14 protein-coding genes and 1 riboswitch are annotated in these 15,734 nt (G+C 72.0%); of the genes, 9 read left to right on the forward strand and 5 right to left on the reverse strand.

Going from position 1 to position 15,734, the window contains the following annotated elements:
• Nucleotides 1–4: 4 nt before the first annotated feature.
• Nucleotides 5–922, reverse strand: coding sequence for a hypothetical protein (locus ACZ4Z5_RS21770; protein WP_468265167.1), 918 nt, complete (start codon nt 920–922; stop codon nt 5–7).
• 308 nt (nt 923–1,230) lie between these two features.
• Here ACZ4Z5_RS21770 and purN point away from each other — a divergent pair, with 308 nt between their 5' ends.
• On the forward strand, nt 1,231–1,890 hold the full coding sequence (purN, locus tag ACZ4Z5_RS21775) for a phosphoribosylglycinamide formyltransferase (RefSeq protein ID WP_468265169.1): 660 nt from the start codon (nt 1,231–1,233) through the stop codon (nt 1,888–1,890).
• Complete coding sequence (gene purH, locus ACZ4Z5_RS21780; protein WP_468265171.1) at nt 1,887–3,449, forward strand: bifunctional phosphoribosylaminoimidazolecarboxamide formyltransferase/IMP cyclohydrolase; 1,563 nt, start codon at nt 1,887–1,889, stop codon at nt 3,447–3,449. Before purN ends, purH begins: the two co-directional genes overlap by 4 nt.
• Before the next feature lie 94 nt (nt 3,450–3,543).
• Here purH and ACZ4Z5_RS21785 read toward each other — a convergent pair whose 3' ends face one another.
• Nucleotides 3,544–4,278: an RDD family protein gene (locus ACZ4Z5_RS21785; protein WP_468265173.1), complete on the reverse strand. Its 735-nt coding sequence runs from the start codon at nt 4,276–4,278 to the stop codon at nt 3,544–3,546.
• A 267-nt stretch (nt 4,279–4,545) separates the two neighbouring features.
• Between ACZ4Z5_RS21785 and ACZ4Z5_RS21790 the strand changes: the two genes are divergently transcribed.
• The 3 genes from ACZ4Z5_RS21790 to ACZ4Z5_RS21800 all read left to right on the forward strand — a co-directional run bounded on the left by ACZ4Z5_RS21790 (nt 4,546) and on the right by ACZ4Z5_RS21800 (nt 7,915).
• Complete coding sequence (locus ACZ4Z5_RS21790; RefSeq protein WP_468265175.1) at nt 4,546–5,409, forward strand: bifunctional methylenetetrahydrofolate dehydrogenase/methenyltetrahydrofolate cyclohydrolase; 864 nt, start codon at nt 4,546–4,548, stop codon at nt 5,407–5,409.
• Between the two features lie 22 nt (nt 5,410–5,431).
• Nucleotides 5,432–6,454, forward strand: coding sequence for a DUF3017 domain-containing protein (locus tag ACZ4Z5_RS21795; RefSeq protein WP_468265177.1), 1,023 nt, complete (start codon nt 5,432–5,434; stop codon nt 6,452–6,454).
• A gap of 471 nt (nt 6,455–6,925) precedes the next feature.
• Complete coding sequence (locus tag ACZ4Z5_RS21800) at nt 6,926–7,915, forward strand: malate dehydrogenase (RefSeq protein WP_468265179.1); 990 nt, start codon at nt 6,926–6,928, stop codon at nt 7,913–7,915.
• Nucleotides 7,916–8,086: 171 nt separating this feature from the next.
• On the opposite strand, the gene ACZ4Z5_RS21805 is transcribed toward ACZ4Z5_RS21800, so the two are convergent.
• Entirely contained in the window at nt 8,087–8,932 is an 846-nt protein-coding gene (locus ACZ4Z5_RS21805) for a DMT family protein (protein ID WP_468265377.1), read from the reverse strand.
• Nucleotides 8,933–9,083: 151 nt separating this feature from the next.
• On the opposite strand from ACZ4Z5_RS21805, the gene ACZ4Z5_RS21810 reads away from it, so the two are divergent.
• Complete coding sequence (locus tag ACZ4Z5_RS21810) at nt 9,084–9,365, forward strand: hypothetical protein (RefSeq protein ID WP_468265181.1); 282 nt, start codon at nt 9,084–9,086, stop codon at nt 9,363–9,365.
• A 43-nt stretch (nt 9,366–9,408) separates the two neighbouring features.
• Entirely contained in the window at nt 9,409–10,590 is a 1,182-nt protein-coding gene (locus ACZ4Z5_RS21815) for a glutathionylspermidine synthase family protein (RefSeq protein WP_468265183.1), read from the forward strand.
• 192 nt (nt 10,591–10,782) lie between these two features.
• On the opposite strand, the gene ACZ4Z5_RS21820 is transcribed toward ACZ4Z5_RS21815, so the two are convergent.
• Nucleotides 10,783–11,526 carry an SAM-dependent methyltransferase gene (locus tag ACZ4Z5_RS21820; protein WP_468265185.1) on the reverse strand — a complete coding sequence of 248 codons (744 nt, stop codon included), beginning with the start codon at nt 11,524–11,526 and terminating at the stop codon, nt 10,783–10,785.
• A 66-nt stretch (nt 11,527–11,592) separates the two neighbouring features.
• Entirely contained in the window at nt 11,593–12,801 is a 1,209-nt protein-coding gene (gene rocD, locus ACZ4Z5_RS21825; protein ID WP_468265187.1) for an ornithine--oxo-acid transaminase, read from the reverse strand.
• A 107-nt stretch (nt 12,802–12,908) separates the two neighbouring features.
• A riboswitch (ZMP/ZTP riboswitch) is annotated at nt 12,909–12,996 on the forward strand.
• A 26-nt stretch (nt 12,997–13,022) separates the two neighbouring features.
• Between rocD and ACZ4Z5_RS21830 the strand changes: the two genes are divergently transcribed.
• Both ACZ4Z5_RS21830 and trpS read left to right on the forward strand, forming a co-directional pair.
• Nucleotides 13,023–14,294: a serine hydroxymethyltransferase gene (locus tag ACZ4Z5_RS21830; protein WP_468265189.1), complete on the forward strand. Its 1,272-nt coding sequence runs from the start codon at nt 13,023–13,025 to the stop codon at nt 14,292–14,294.
• Nucleotides 14,295–14,630: 336 nt separating this feature from the next.
• A complete protein-coding gene (gene trpS / locus ACZ4Z5_RS21835) occupies nt 14,631–15,641 on the forward strand; it encodes a tryptophan--tRNA ligase (RefSeq protein ID WP_468265191.1) in 1,011 nt (336 codons plus the stop codon).
• The last annotated feature ends 93 nt before the right edge of the window (nt 15,642–15,734 follow it).

The raw sequence follows: 15,734 nt of genomic DNA on the forward strand, positions 1-15,734 counted from the left end.
TCCGTTACTCCGTCTCGCCCATGAACCGCTGCAGCGGTTCCGGCAGCAGATCGGCGCAGGACTTCTCCGCGGTCCTGGTGAGCGCGTCCTCGCGGCAGGTGTAGTAGTCGCGGAAGACGAACTGCGAGGTGTAGGTCAGCCCCACCATCGCCAGCGCGAGGATCGCCGTGACGACACCGCTCAGCGCCGCCGTGCGCTGCGAGCGGCGCGCGTTCGCGGGGGCGGCGGCGGGCGTGCCCTCGGACGCGGTGGCGGACGCGGTGGCGGACGTGGCGTCCGGCCGGGGGCGGGACGCGTCGCGCAGGGAGGAGAAGCCCCAGTACACGCCGAGCGCACCCAGCAACAGTGCCACTGCGGGAACGCCGAAGATCACGAAGAAGAAGGCCCACATGCCGGCGAGCAGCGCGTAGCGGGCACGGCGCTGCACGGGGTCCGTGGGGTCCCAGCGCGGGCCGCCGCCCCCGCCCGGTCCTTCGGGGCCGTCCTCGCGCCGGCCGGGGCGGCTGCCGAAGCCGTCGGGCGTACGGCCGGGCTGGTGGCTGCTCCACTGGCTGCCCCAGCGGCGGCCGTCGCCGTCCCGGTCCTCGCCCCCGCCGTTCTCGCCGTCGCTGCCGCTTTCGGGCCGCCGCGGCTGCCAGGGCTGGTCGGGCGTGCCCTGCGGCGGCGGGGCGAACGGGTTGTCCTCGGAGGTTCCCGTGGCTCCGGCGGGCGTACCCGGTCCGGCAGGTCCGCTCGCTCCGGCCGGACCGGTGGGGGCCGGGGAGTCGGGGGAACCGGGCGGCTCGGCAGAGCCGGACGCCGACGGGGACCGGCTCTCCCGCAGCAGTGCACCGTGCTCCGGGCCCCCCTGCGGGTAGGCCGGAGCCGGAGCGGAATGCGAAGGCTGGGGGCGGAGAGTCGCGCGGCGGTATCGGACCGGCATCTGGTGAACGTCTTCCCCTCGGACCAGGGCGCCCCGGGCGCTGCGGTCTTCTCGTCTCTACACGTTGTGCTGTGCGCCCGTCCGGGACGGGCCCCTGCCCCCAGACGCTACCTCCCGCCCCGGCACCCGTCCCGTGGGGGCTGCCCGGTGTGCCGGTATCGTTGCTGGCGGTCGGCGTATTCGTAGAGTTCCCCGTATCGAGGGACTCAATTCGTTCGTACGACCATACAAGTCGCACGCCCCGTGAGAACACCCGCGAGAACCGCCGCGAGAACACCGCGGAAGCCCCCGCGAGAAAGAGACCCACCGTGGCCTCCCCGCCTCCCCCCAGTCGACCCGACGGACCCGCCCGCAGCGCTCCCGCCCGCCTGGTGGTCCTGGTCTCCGGTTCCGGCACCAATCTGCAGAGCCTGCTCGACGCCGTCGCCGCCGACCCGCACGGTTACGGTGCCCGCGTCGTCGCGGTCGGCGCCGACCGCGACGGGATCGCCGGACTCGAACGCGCCGAGCGGGCCGGACTGCCCACGTTCGTGTGCCGGGTCAAGGACTACGCCTCCCGCGAGGCGTGGGACGCGGCACTGACCGAGGCCACGGCCGCCCACGAGCCGGATCTGATCGTCTCGGCCGGCTTCATGAAGATCGTGGGGAAGGAATTCCTCGCGCGGTACGGCGGGCGCATCGTGAACACCCATCCCGCCCTGCTGCCCAGCTTCCCCGGGGCCCACGGTGTGCGCGACGCGCTCGCGTACGGGGTGAAGGTCACCGGGTGCACCGTCCACTTCGTCGACGACGGCGTCGACACCGGCCCGATCATCGCGCAGGGCGTGGTCGAGGTGCGGGAGGAGGACGACGAAGCCGCTCTCCATGAGCGCATCAAGGAAGTCGAGCGCAGGCTGCTCGTCGAGGTCGTGGGACGGCTGGCCCGCGACGGCTATCGCATCGAGGGACGAAAGGTACTGATCCCGTGACCGCCGAAGGTAACAAGCGGCCCATCCGCCGCGCCCTGGTCAGCGTCTACGACAAGACCGGCCTGGAGGAGCTGGCCCGCGGGCTGCACGAGGCGGGCGTCGCGCTGGTCTCCACCGGCTCCACCGCCGCGAGGATCGCCGCCGCGGGCGTGCCGGTCACCAAGGTCGAGGAGCTCACCGGCTTCCCCGAGTGCCTGGACGGCCGGGTGAAGACCCTGCACCCGCGCGTGCACGCCGGCATCCTCGCCGACCTGCGTCTGGACGCGCACCGCGAGCAGCTCGCGGAGCTGGGCGTCGAGCCGTTCGACCTGGTCGTCGTGAACCTCTACCCGTTCCGGGAGACCGTGGCCTCCGGGGCCACCCCCGACGAGTGCGTCGAGCAGATCGACATCGGCGGCCCCTCCATGGTCCGCGCCGCCGCCAAGAACCACCCCTCCGTCGCGGTGGTCACCAGCCCCGACCGGTACGCGGACGTGCTCGCCGCGGTCAAGGACGGTGGCTTCGACCTGGCCGCGCGCAAGCGGCTGGCGGCCGAGGCATTCCAGCACACCGCCGCGTACGACGTGGCCGTCGCCTCCTGGTTCGCGAGCTCCTACGCCCCCGCCGACGAGTCCTCCTTCCCCGACTTCCTCGGTGCGACGTTCGAGCGCAGGAACGTCCTGCGCTACGGCGAGAACCCGCACCAGGACGCCGCCCTCTACGTGGACGGCAGCGGCGGTCTCGCGGAGGCCGAGCAGCTGCACGGCAAGGAGATGTCGTTCAACAACTACACGGACACGGAGGCCGCGCGCCGCGCCGCGTACGACCACTCCGAGCCGTGCGTCGCGATCATCAAGCACGCCAACCCGTGCGGCATCGCGATCGGCGAGACCGTCGGCGAGGCCCACCGCAAGGCGCACGCCTGCGACCCGCTGTCCGCCTTCGGCGGCGTCATCGCCGTCAACCGGCCGGTGACGGTGGAGATGGCCGAGCAGGTCGCCGAGATCTTCACCGAGGTCATCGTGGCGCCCTACTACGAGGAGGGCGCCGTCGAGGTCCTCTCCCGCAAGAAGAACATCCGCGTGCTGCGCTGCCCCGACGCCCCGGCCGGCCCCGTCGAGGTCAAGCCGATCGACGGCGGCGCGCTGCTCCAGGTCACCGACCGCCTCCAGGCCGACGGGGACGACCCGGCGACCTGGGTCCTCGCCACCGGTGAGGCCCTGAGCCCGGAGGAGCTCGCCGAGCTCGCCTTCGCCTGGCGGGCCTGCCGGGCCGTCAAGTCCAACGCCATCCTGCTCGCCAAGGACGGTGCCTCGGTCGGCGTCGGCATGGGACAGGTCAACCGCGTCGACTCCGCGAAGCTCGCGGTCGAGCGCGCGGGTGCCGAGCGCGCCCAGGGCTCGTACGCGGCCTCGGACGCCTTCTTCCCGTTCCCCGACGGGCTGGAGATCCTGACCGCGGCGGGCGTCAAGGCCGTGGTGCAGCCGGGTGGTTCGGTCCGTGACGAGCAGGTCGTCGAGGCCGCCGCGAAGGCGGGCGTGACCATGTACTTCACCGGCACGCGGCACTTCTTCCACTGAGCCGGGACGGGCTCCGGCAGGGGCCGTCCGGAGCCCGGAAAGCCCGAAGGCCGCGACCCTCGCACGAGGGTCGCGGCCTTCGGCCTTGGTGCGCTTACTTCTTGATGACGATCGTGCCGGCGGCACGGTCGTGCCAGCCCTGCAGCTTGCCGGTGCCGTCCCAGAAGGGCGAAAGGAAGACCAGGATCGCGCCGATGTAGCAGAGGAACGCGCCGACGATCGGGATGATCCAGCGGATGAAACCGCCGCCCAGGCCCGGGGCCTGACCGGTGGACTCCTTGACGACCCGCAGGCCGAGCGCCATCTTGCCGAGGGTCGCGCCCACGAACGAGATCATCAGCCACTCGTAGAGCATCGTGGCGATACCGACGAGGGCGATCATGCCGAAGAGCGCGGCGATCATGCCGCCGGCCGCCTCGGCCTGCTGGTTGATGCAGGTCTCGTAGGCGGAGGACAGCGGGTCGATGCCGGCGCAGTCGTTCTGCGCCCCCTCGGCGACACCGACGATACCGGCGACACCGACGGCCATCAGGATCCACACGATGATGGTGATGGCCAGACCGTCGATGACGCGCGCGCCGAGACGGCGGCCCATCGAGGCGAGCTGCACGGTGCCGAGCGCCGGCACGTTGATGTAGCCGTTGTTGGCCTGCAGCGTGCCGGGGGCCTGCGGGGCCGCGCCGTAGGGCGCCTGGCCGGCGGGCTGCTGGGGGTAGCCGTAACCCTGCTGCGGCGGCACGCCCTGCGGCGCCTGCTGCGGGTAGCCGTAGCCGGGCTGGCCCTGCGGGGGCTGCTGCCCGTACGGGTTGTTCGGGTCGCCGAAGCTCATCTGTCCTGATCCTCCGTTGGTGGTGCGGGGACGACGCGGCCGCGCGGAGGAAATATGGAACTGTTCGAAACGTCCGCCCCCCGGCACTGCCAGCGGCACTGCGCGGATCATCGTTATAAACGCGACGTAAGTTTGTCCAGCCGGAAATCCCATGTGTTGTGCAAGTGCAACCTCCGGTTCCGTCTCCCGAAGGGTCGTTCGGGCTGCGAGTGTGCCGGACAGGGGCCGGATTGGAACCGGGACGGGTCCATCCGGGAGGATGGAGGCATGAGCGCCCAGATTCTCGATGGCAAGGCCACAGCAGCAGCGATCAAGTCCGACCTGACCGCCCGCGTGGCGGCCCTCAAGGCGAAGGGAATCACGCCCGGGCTCGGCACCGTGCTGGTCGGTGACGACGTCGCCAGCCACAAGTACGTGGCCGGGAAGCACCGCGACTGCGCGCAGGTCGGCATCGCGTCGATCCAGCGCGAACTGCCCGCCACGGCCACGCAGGAGGAGATCGAGGCGGTCGTCCGCGAGCTCAACGAGGACCCGGCCTGCACCGGTTACATCGTCCAGCTCCCGCTTCCCAAGGGCATCGACGAGAACCGGGTGCTGGAGCTGATGGACCCGGCCAAGGACGCGGACGGGCTCCACCCGATGAACCTCGGGCGCCTCGTACTGAACGAGCCCGCCCCGCTGCCCTGCACCCCCTACGGCATCATCACGCTGCTGCGGGCCCACGGCGTCGAGATCAAGGGGGCGGAGGTCGTGGTCGTCGGACGAGGCGTCACCATCGGCCGGCCGATGCCGCTGCTGCTCACCCGGCGCTCCGAGAACGCCACCGTGACGCAGTGCCACACCGGCACCCGTGACCTAGCCGCGCACCTGCGCCGCGCCGACATCGTCGTCGCCGCGGCGGGCGTGCCGCACCTGGTCAAGCCCGAGGACGTGAAGCCGGGCGCGGCCGTGCTCGACGTCGGCGTCAGCCGCGACGAGAGCGGCAAGATCGTCGGCGACGTCCACCCGGGCGTGGCCGAGGTCGCCGGCTGGATCTCCCCGAACCCCGGCGGTGTCGGCCCGATGACCCGTGCGCAGCTGCTCGTCAACGTCGTCGAGGCGGCCGAGCGCGCGGCCGGCATCGCGGGCTGACCGAAGGAAGGGCCAACCTCTGATGGGCGTACGGGCCGACGAAAGCCCCGAGGCGGCGGACCGGACACGGGAGCCCGGTCCGGGTTCCGCGGCCGGCGCGGACGCGGCGGCCGCCCGTGGCACGGGCACTCCGCCCCGGGCCGGGGTGGACCCGGAATCCGGCGTGGACCGCGAACCCGGCGCGCGGCAGGACGGTGCCGAGACCGGGGCCGAAGTGCGCGGCGCCGATGCGGGAGAGCCGGCGCCGGACGCCGGCCGGGCGGACTCCGATCGCACCGCCGGGGCCGATCGCACTGCCGGGCCCGGTGAGGCGACGGTACGTACGGAAGGTGCCGCCGAGCGGGCCGGACAGGCTCCCGAAGCCGGCTCCGGGAGTCCCGAGGTGTCGGCGGCGGGCGAAGCGTCCCCGGAGGCGGGGGACGCGGGGGACGAGGAAGCGGCCCCTCGTCCCGGCGCGGAAGTCACCAACACGGAAGTCCCCGACGCGGAAGTCACCAACACGGAAGTCCCCGGCGCGGAAGGCTCTACGGACACGTCGGCGGGCGCCGCTGCGCCGCACGGCGAGTCGGCGGAGCCGGGCAGAGTACCGGCGGCGGCGGACGACGCCCCGGCAGCGGCGGCTCCCGCCCCCGCCCCCGCGCCGCCGCGGGTCTCGCCGCGCTTCCAGGCCGTCACCCGCGACACCGCACGGCCCGAAGGCGGCGGCCGCGCCGCGCCGGGCGACGCCCCCGCCCCCGCACGGCAGTGGCCGCTGCTGACGGTTCTCGGTGTGACCGCGCTGGGACTGCTGCTCGTCGCGACGGACATGTTCGCCCAGTCCTTCCGGATCGGGCTGATCCTCATCGGGCTGGCCCTCGTCGGCGGCGCGGCGATGCGCTGGCTGCTGCCCTCCGTGGGCATGCTGGCCGTCCGGTCCCGGTTCACGGACATCGTCACGTACGGCTCGCTCGGCACGGTCATCGTGCTGCTCGCGCTGATGGCGATGCCCAACCCGTGGCTGGACATCCCGTTCCTGGAGGACGTGGTCCGCTTCACGGTCCGCTGAACCCGCCGGAAAGCCCGCCGGAAAAGTACGGTGCCCGTCCTCTCCCCCGTGGGAGGACGGGCACCGCCTTGTGTTCAAGAGTCATGGTCGCGACAAGCTCAGGCAAGGGGCGCCGGGGTCCCTGTGGCAGGGCGGTGACAGTTCCGACACGGTGTCACCAGTCTGCGACAAGTCCTCTGGTCAACGGGTGACCGAGGCGGGATGCGGAGCCGTGCTGACCACCGTCGAAGGGGCGGGGTCCCGGTACGCCCGGCGGTGCGTGGACGGACCGCAGGGCGCATCGAATGGCGCATCGGAGGACACTGGGAGTCGCGCGGACAGGGAGACGCGCCGGTGTGCCGTGGCCCACAGGGGTCCGGGGGTTCGGGCACCCCGCGCTGGGATAGCCTGACCGCTGGATCTCTCGACATAGAGAGATTCAAGACTCGGGCAGGGACACCCACCGCCACAGCTGTCACAACGGAGATCGCCATGACCCGCACTCCCGTCAACGTCACCGTCACCGGCGCGGCCGGCCAGATCGGCTACGCGCTGCTCTTCCGCATCGCCTCCGGTCACCTGCTCGGCGCGGATGTGCCGGTCAAGCTGCGTCTCCTGGAGATCCCGCAGGGCCTGAAGGCCGCCGAGGGCACCGCCATGGAGCTCGACGACTGCGCCTTCCCGCTGCTCCGTGGCATCGAGATCACCGACGACCCGAACGTCGCCTTCGACGGCGCCAACGTGGCCCTGCTCGTCGGCGCCCGCCCCCGCACCAAGGGCATGGAGCGCGGCGACCTGCTGGAGGCCAACGGCGGCATCTTCAAGCCGCAGGGCAAGGCCATCAACGACCACGCCGCGGACGACATCAAGGTCCTCGTCGTCGGCAACCCGGCGAACACCAATGCGCTCATCGCCCAGGCCGCCGCTCCGGACGTACCGGCGGAGCGCTTCACCGCGATGACCCGTCTGGACCACAACCGTGCCATGTCGCAGCTCGCCGCGAAGACCGGTGCCGCCGTCTCCGACATCAAGCGGCTGACGATCTGGGGCAACCACTCGGCCACCCAGTACCCGGACATCTTCCACGCGGAGATCGCGGGCAAGAACGCCGCCGAGGTCGTCAACGACCAGGCGTGGCTGGCCGACACCTTCATCCCGACCGTCGCCAAGCGCGGCGCCGCGATCATCGAGGCCCGTGGCGCCTCCTCTGCCGCGTCCGCCGCCAACGCCGCCATCGACCACGTGTACACGTGGGTGAACGGCACCGCGGAGGGCGACTGGACCTCCATGGGCATCCCGTCGGACGGCTCCTACGGCGTGGCGGAGGGCCTCATCTCCTCCTTCCCCGTCACCTGCAAGGACGGCAAGTACGAGATCGTCCAGGGCCTGGACATCAACGAGTTCTCCCGCACCCGTATCGACGCCTCGGTGCAGGAGCTCACGGAGGAGCGCGACGCGGTCCGCGCCCTCGGCCTCATCTGATCCCGCACACGGGTTCCTCCCGCCGCCCCCGGTCGCCCAGCGGCCGGGGGCGGCGGCACGTCCGGTCCTGTCCTGTCCGAGCCGCATGGTCAGCCCCTCGCGCAGGTACGGCTCGTCACGGCGATACCCGGTCCATCGTCGAACTCTTCGCCGGCCTCGCGGCCGTGGGCTTCACTCGGTGGGGCAGGCATCCGGAGACCGTTCGTCGGCCGTCACCGGTACCTCGCCGAACCGCGTCAACGCCAGCGCGCCCGCCACCGCCACCGCGAAGCCGGTGATCGCCAGCCAGGCCAGCCCCTCGCGGGTGCGGTCGCCCAGCCAGATCACACCGACCAGCGAGGGGCCGATCGTCTCCGTGAGCAGCATCCCGGCCGTGGCCGTGGTGACCGAGCCGCGCTGGAGGGCGGAGGTGAACAGGAGGAAGGCCGCGCCCCCGCCGAGCAGGATGGCGTACAGCGCGGGATCGGTGAGGTCGAACGAGTCCAGCAGACGGATCGCCACCTCGGGCACGCCGAACCCGATGCCGGCGCCCAGTCCGAGGACCAGCGCCCGCGAGCGGGTCGGCAGCCGGCCCGCGAACGCGCCGATGACGAGCACGACGACCGCGGCGCCGAGGATCGCCCATCCGAGCCACGGCGGTGCCGGCACCTGACCCTCCGGGCCGGAGGCGAAGCCGAGCATCGCCAGGCCGATGCAGACCAGCACCACGGCGCCCCACTCGGTGGTGCTCAGCCGTACCGAGAGCAGCCTCGCCGCGACGACCGCGGTCACGGCCAGGCTGCCCGCCATGGCCGCACCCACCGCGTAGATCGGGATGAGCCGCAGCGCGATGATCTGGAGGCCGAACCCGGCGCCGTCGAGGGCCAGTCCGGCCATATAGCGCCACTGGCGCAGGGACCGGAGCAGCAGCCCGGGATCCACCCCGGAACCGGTGCCCGGCGCGACCGAGCGGGCGGCGACGGCCTGGAGGACGGAGGCGGTGCCGTAGCAGACGGCGGAGGCGAGCGCACAGATCATCCCAAGAGGCACGAAACGACTGTAGGTGAGAGCGCTTCGGCCACCCGGTTCCGGCCGTGTCCGGGGTGGCGTCTACGCTGACCGCCTGCTCCCCGGTGTTCGCCCGTGGGAACAGAGCAGAGTGGAAACGCGGACGAGGGGGAGGCGCGCGATGCGACGCAGGCTGAGGTCGAGCACGGTCGTACTGGGCGGTGTGGGGCTGCTGGCGGCGGCGCTGACGGCCTGCGGTTCGGACGACGAGCCCGACCGCCGCTGCGTCGACCGGGCCACCCGGGAGAAGCTGCCCGCCCGCGAGTGCGAGGACAGCTCCGGCCGCGGTACGTACTACTACGGCGGAACCGTCCGCAACGGCAAGGTGCAGGGCGGCAGTTTCAACAAGGCGGACGTCGAACGCGGCGGCTTCGGCTCCGGTTCGGGCTCCAGCGGCGGCTGACCGCCCTCGTCGACCGGAACCGACCGAGCCCGGAGCCCGCACCATGCAGCGTCACACCATCGAACCCCGCCCCGGCTGGCAGCAGACCGTGGAACAGCAGGGACTCGTCTACCCGCTGACCCGCTACCCGGACGGTTCACTCCGCCCCTACTGGGACGAGAGCGCCTACTACTCCTTCTCGCTGCCCGAGGTCGAGGCGCTGGAGGAGACCGTCGAGGAACTGCACGGCATGTGCCTGGCGGCGGCCGCGCACATCGTCGAGGAGGACCGGTTCGTCGACCTCGGCATCGTGGACCCCCGACTGGCCGCGCGGATCGCCGATTCGTGGCGGCGGCGCGACGAACTTCCGTCCCTCTACGGACGGTTCGATCTGTGCTACGACGGCACCGGCCCGGCGAAAATGCTGGAGTACAACGCCGACACCCCCACGTCGCTCGTGGAGGCGGCCAGTCCGCAGTGGTTCTGGATGGAGGAGCGGTTCCCCGGCGCCGACCAGTGGAACTCGCTGCACGACCGGCTCGTCGACGCCTGGCGCCGACAGGCCCCGCTGCTGCCTCCCGGCCCGGTGCACTTCGCGCACAGCGAGGCCGACGAGCTCGGCGAGGACCTGATGACCGTCGCGTACCTGCGGGAGACGGCCCAGCAGGCGGGACTGGACACCGAGGCGCTGTCGGTGGAGCAGATCGGCTGGGACCGGCTGAGCGGACGATTCGTCGACGACCGGCTGAAGTTCATCCGCAGCTGCTTCAAGCTCTACCCGTGGGAGTGGCTGACCACCGACCGGTTCGGGGAGTACGTCCTGGACACCCTCGACAACGGCGGCGGCACCGGCAGCACGTGCTGGATCGAACCGGCCTGGAAGATGCTGCTGTCCAACAAGGCGCTGCTGGCGATCCTGTGGGAGCTGTACCCCGGGCACCCCAGTCTGCTGCCCTCCCACCTCGACGGCCCGCGTGAACTCGCCACCACCACCGGCTACGCGGCGAAGCCGCTGCTCGGCCGGGAGGGCGCCGGGGTCACCCTGCACGAGCCGGGCGCCGAACCGGTCGTCCGCGAGGAGGCCTGCTGCTACCAGGAGCTGGCCCCGCTGCCCGACTTCGACGGCAACCGCGTCGTCCTCGGCGCCTGGGTCGTCGAGAACGAGGCCGCCGGGCTGGGCATCCGGGAGTCGGCGGGCCCGGTCACCGACGAGTACGCCCGCTTCGTGCCGCACGTCATCCTCTGACCGCCGACGCGGGCCGGAGTCCGGCGACCCTGCCGGTGCCGGTGCCGGTGCCGGTGCCGGTGCCGATGCCGATGCCGACGCTCGCGCCGATCCGTCGTCCCGCTGCGTGCGCCCGTCCCGCCGCGTGCGGCCGCCGTGCCACGTTGCCGCGTGCGCCCGTCCCGCCGCGGCCCGCGACGCCCCCGCCGGAGGTCAGTCCGCGCGCCGCAGCAGCAGTGTCACGAAGCCGAGCGTGCCCCGGTAGCCGTTCAGCCACGCCGCACGGTGTTCGTCCGCCGCCTTCAGGGCTTCCGGGCTGTCCGGGTCGTCGGGGTGGTCCAGGGCCCAGCGCGAGAGCGAACCGGTCCACGACAGCTCGTACTCGTCCCACTCGGCGAGCGAGCTGACGTGGGTGTGGACGGTGGTCCAGCCCGCGGCGCGCACCCGCTCGACGGTCGTCGGCAGGTCGTCGTACTCCTCCGGGTCGAAACCGGCGGCCCGTACCTCCTCTCCCGGTTCCTGCTCCCAGAAGCCCTCGCCGACCAGGACGGCCCCGCCCGGCGCGAGCCGGGTGCGGGCGGCCTCCAGGGCGGGGAGCAGCCCGCCGAAGGCGTGGGTGGCCCCGACGCAGAGGACCAGGTCGTAGGGCTCGGGGCCGGTGAACTCCCGCGCGTCCTGCCGGTGCAGACGGATCCGGTCGGTGAGCCCGGCCGCGGCCACCGCGTCCCGGGCCTTGGCGAGGGCCGTCCCGCTGAGGTCCACGCCGTCGGCCAGCCCCCCGGGACGGCCTTCCAGCGCGCGCAGCAGCCACGCCGCCTCCGCGCAGCCGAGGTCGAGCAGCCGCTCGTCGCCGCGGGGCAGCGCGCGGTCCAGGATCCGCCGCACCGACTCGTCGGAGAGCGGTGCGGCGATGGGGTGGCCGGCGTGGGCGAGCGTACTGATCGTGTCGCGGTCCATTCGCCGCATCCTGCCCGCCGGCCACCCCTGCGTCATGCGAATATCAGCCGGAGGCGGCAGCCCCGCTCAGTCCCCGCTGAGCACCGCCCGGAGCTGGTCCAGGCCCCAGTCGAGGTCCTCCTTGCTGATCACCAGCGGCGGGGCGATGCGGATCGTCGAACCGTGGGTGTCCTTGACCAGCACACCGCGGTCCATCAGCTTCTCCGAGATCTCCCGGCCGGTGCCGTGGCCCGGCGAGACGTCCACGCCCGCCCACAGTCCGCGGCCCCGGACCTCGTCCACGGCGCCTCCGCCGACCAGCAGCCCCAGTTCATGGTGGAGGTGGTCGCCCAGTTCTGCGGCGCGTTGCTGGAACTCCCCGGTGCGCAGCATGGCGATCACTTCCAGGGAGACCGCGCAGGCCAGCGGGTTGCCGCCGAAGGTGGAACCGTGCTCGCCCGGCCGGTACACGCCGAGCACGTCGCTGTCGGCCACGACGGCGGACACCGGGACCACGCCGCCGCCCAGCGCCTTCCCGAGGACGTACACGTCCGGCACCACGTCCTCGTGCTCGCAGGCGAAGGTCTTGCCGGTGCGTCCGAGCCCGGACTGGATCTCGTCCGCCATGAACAGCACGTTCCGTTCGCTGGTGAGCCTGCGCACGCCCGCGAGATAGCCGGCCGGCGGCACCAGCACGCCCGCTTCGCCCTGGATCGGCTCCAGCAGGACGGCGACCGTGTTGGCGCTGACGGCGTGCCCCAGCGCGGTCAGGTCCCCGTACGGGACGATCTCGAAGCCGGGTGTGTAGGGGCCGAAGTCCGCCCGGGCCTCAGGGTCGGTGGAGAAGCTGACGATCGTGGTGGTCCGCCCGTGGAAGTTGTTGGCGGCCACGACGATCTTGGCCTGGCCCGGCGGGACTCCCTTCACCCGGTACCCCCACTTGCGGGCGGTCTTCACGGCGGTCTCCACCGCCTCCGCGCCCGTGTTCATCGGCAGCACCATCTCCTTGCCGCACAGCTCGGCGAGCTGGGCGCAGAAGTCGGCGAACCGGTCGTGGTGGAAGGCCCGCGAGGTGAGGGTGACCCGCTCCAGCTGGGCCTTGGCGGCGTCGATCAGCCGCCGGTTGCTGTGGCCGAAGTTCAGCGCCGAGTAGCCGGCGAGCATGTCGAGATAGCGGCGTCCCTCGACATCGGTCATCCAGGCTCCGTCCGCCGAGGCGACCACGACGGGCAGCGGATGGTAGTTGTGCGCGCTGTGCGCATCCGCGGCGGCGATGGCCGCATCCGTTCTCGACACGGGTTCTCCGTTCCTCGTGCGGTGGATGGGCGGGGTGCGCCCCCTTCTATCGTCGCTCGGTTGCCGGACCGGGAAACCTGCGGACGGGGGGTGAACGCTAGGGTGGGAGTACGCGCGGCGACTGGCGAGCGGGGAACCGACCCCGGGGGAGCCGCGCGCGGCAGACACAAGGTGCCGCCCGCCTGGGTACCGGATCGACGACCGATCGACCGGAGGACGCCATGACGATTCCCCTGTCCCATCCCGCGCTGTTCGAGACCGACCCGGAGCTGGCCGAACTTGTCACCGCCGAGGAGCGGCTCCAGTCCGACACGCTGCGGCTGATCCCCAGTGAGAACTACGTGTCGAAGGCGGTCCTGGAGGCCTCCGGCACGGTCCTGCAGAACAAGTACAGCGAGGGCTACCCGGGACGCCGGTACTACGAAGGCCAGCAGAACATCGACCAGGTGGAGCTGCTGGCCCAGTCCCGCGCCAGGGCGCTGTTCGGCGTGGACCACGCCAACGTCCAGCCGTACTCCGGCTCCCCGGCCAACCTGGCCGTCTACCTGGCCTTCGCCGAGCCGGGCGACACGGTCATGGGCATGGCGCTGCCGATGGGCGGACACCTCACCCACGGCTGGGGCGTCTCCGCCACCGGCACCTGGTTCCGCGGTGTCCAGTACGGAGTGCGCAAGGACGACGGGCTGATCGACTTCGACGAGGTGCGCGAGCTCGCGCTCAAGGAACGCCCGAAGCTGATCTTCTGCGGCGGCACGGCGCTGCCCCGGACGATCGACTTCGCGGCCTTCGCCGAGATCGCCCGGGAGGCCGGATCGGTGCTGGTCGCGGACATCGCCCACATCGCCGGCCTGATCGCGGGCGGGGCCCACCCGTCCCCGGTGCCGTACGCCGACGTGATCTCCACGACCACCCACAAGACGCTGCGCGGACCGCGCGGCGCGATGCTGATGTGCCGCGAGGAGCACGCCAAGGCCGTCGACAAGGCCGTCTTCCCCGGCCTCCAGGGAGGGCCGCACAACCAGACCACCGCGGCGATCGCGGTCGCACTGCACGAGGCGGCCCAGCCCGACTTCCGCGACTACGCCGCCGCCGTCGTCGCGAACGCCAAGGCCCTCGCCGAGGAGCTGCTGGCCAGGGGCTTCGACCTGGTCTCCGGCGGCACCGACAACCATCTGATCCTGATGGACCTCACGCCCAAGGACGTCCCGGGCAAGGCGGCGGCGAAGGCGCTGGACCGGGCCGGGATCGTGGTGAACTACAACACCGTGCCGTACGACCCGAGGAAGCCCTTCGACCCGTCCGGCATCCGGATCGGTACGCCGTCGCTGACCTCGCGCGGTCTGGGCACCGGGCACATGGCCACCGTCGCCGACTGGATCGACCGCGGAGTCACCGCGGCCCGGGCCGGGGACGAGGACGGACTGGCGCTGATCCGGGCCGAGGTCGCCGAACTGATGGCCGCCTTCCCGGCGCCGGGCCTGCCGCAGGTCTGACGAAGGCCGCCCGGGCGGGCCGCCGGACGCGGGATGTGCGACCCGGCGTACGCCGGCCGGGACGCGCGGACCAGGGCGGGGCGCGAGACGGCGTACGGACCGGGCAGGAGTGCCGCGGGGACATACGGACGGGGTGCGACCTCGACGTACGCGGGACATGCGGGCGGGGCGGGGACTGCGGACGGTGCGCGACGCGCGGACCGGTGCGGGGATGTGTCGTGCGGCTCATCCCCGCTCCGGCGGCCGGAGGCCCGCCGAGCACCTGAGAGAATGTGAGGTATGGCTTCTGAACGCCCGCCCGTCGCCCACCACCACCCTCGGGGGAATGGCTCCGCCATGCAGCATCGTCCGCGTGTGCTCTCCGGGATCCAGCCGACCGCCGGCTCGTTCCACCTCGGCAACTACCTCGGTGCGGTCCGCCAGTGGGTGGCGCTCCAGGAATCCCACGACGCGTTCTACATGGTCGTGGACCTGCACGCGATCACCGTCCCGCAGGACCCCGCCGAGCTGCGTGCCAACACCCGGCTCGCGGCAGCGCAGCTGCTGGCCGCGGGCCTCGACCCGGAGCGCTGCACGCTCTTCGTACAGAGCCATGTCCCCGAGCACGCGCAGCTCGGCTGGGTGATGAACTGCTTCACCGGCTTCGGCGAGGCGTCCCGTATGACCCAGTTCAAGGACAAGTCCGCCAAGCAGGGCGCCGAGCGGGCGACGGTCGGTCTGTTCACGTACCCGATCCTGCAGGTCGCGGACATCCTGCTGTACCAGGCGAACCAGGTTCCGGTCGGGGAGGACCAGCGGCAGCACATCGAGCTGACCCGCGACCTCGCGGAGCGCTTCAACGCCCGGTTCGGCGACACCTTCACCGTCCCCTCGCCGTACATCCTGAAGGAGACGGCGAAGATCTACGACCTCCAGGACCCGTCGATCAAGATGAGCAAGTCGGCGTCCACGCCGAAGGGCCTCATCAACCTGCTCGACGAGCCGAAGACCACCGCGAAGAAGGTCAAGAGCGCCGTCACCGATACCGACACGGTGATCCGCTACGACACGGAGAGCAAGCCGGGCATCTCCAACCTCCTCACGATCTACTCCACCCTCACCGGCACCACGGTCGCGGAGCTGGAGCGCCAGTACGAGGGCAAGATGTACGGCGCGCTGAAGACCGACCTCGCCGAGGTCATGGTGGAGTTCGTGACGCCGTTCCGCAGCCGCACCCAGGAGTACCTGGACGACCCGGAGACGCTGGACTCGATCCTGGCCAAGGGCGCCGAGAAGGCCCGGGCGGTGGCCGCCGAGACCCTGGCCCGGGCGTACGAGAAGGTGGGCTTCCTCCCCGCCAAGCACTGAGGCCGGACCGCGGACCGATGGCTCTGGTCAGAAACGGCACCGGACCGCCACACTGCACACAGACGCACCCGACCACGAAGACCCGACCGAGGA

It is taken from the genome of Streptomyces sp. NPDC030222 (genome assembly GCF_055573115.1).

Bases quoted from the DNA above. Each gene is read 5' to 3' on its own strand.
- ACZ4Z5_RS21770 (WP_468265167.1), bottom strand. From the start codon at position 922: ATGCCGGTCCGATACCGCCGCGCGACTCTCCGCCCCCAGCCTTCGCAT.
- ACZ4Z5_RS21785 (WP_468265173.1), bottom strand. From the start codon at position 4,278: ATGAGCTTCGGCGACCCGAACAACCCGTACGGGCAGCAGCCCCCGCAG.
- ACZ4Z5_RS21790 (WP_468265175.1), top strand. From the start codon at position 4,546: ATGAGCGCCCAGATTCTCGATGGCAAGGCCACAGCAGCAGCGATCAAG.
- ACZ4Z5_RS21795 (WP_468265177.1), top strand. From the start codon at position 5,432: ATGGGCGTACGGGCCGACGAAAGCCCCGAGGCGGCGGACCGGACACGG.
- ACZ4Z5_RS21800 (WP_468265179.1), top strand. From the start codon at position 6,926: ATGACCCGCACTCCCGTCAACGTCACCGTCACCGGCGCGGCCGGCCAG.
- ACZ4Z5_RS21805 (WP_468265377.1), bottom strand. From the start codon at position 8,932: ATGATCTGTGCGCTCGCCTCCGCCGTCTGCTACGGCACCGCCTCCGTC.
- ACZ4Z5_RS21810 (WP_468265181.1), top strand. From the start codon at position 9,084: ATGCGACGCAGGCTGAGGTCGAGCACGGTCGTACTGGGCGGTGTGGGG.
- ACZ4Z5_RS21815 (WP_468265183.1), top strand. From the start codon at position 9,409: ATGCAGCGTCACACCATCGAACCCCGCCCCGGCTGGCAGCAGACCGTG.
- ACZ4Z5_RS21820 (WP_468265185.1), bottom strand. From the start codon at position 11,526: ATGGACCGCGACACGATCAGTACGCTCGCCCACGCCGGCCACCCCATC.
- ACZ4Z5_RS21830 (WP_468265189.1), top strand. From the start codon at position 13,023: ATGACGATTCCCCTGTCCCATCCCGCGCTGTTCGAGACCGACCCGGAG.
- trpS (WP_468265191.1), top strand. From the start codon at position 14,631: ATGCAGCATCGTCCGCGTGTGCTCTCCGGGATCCAGCCGACCGCCGGC.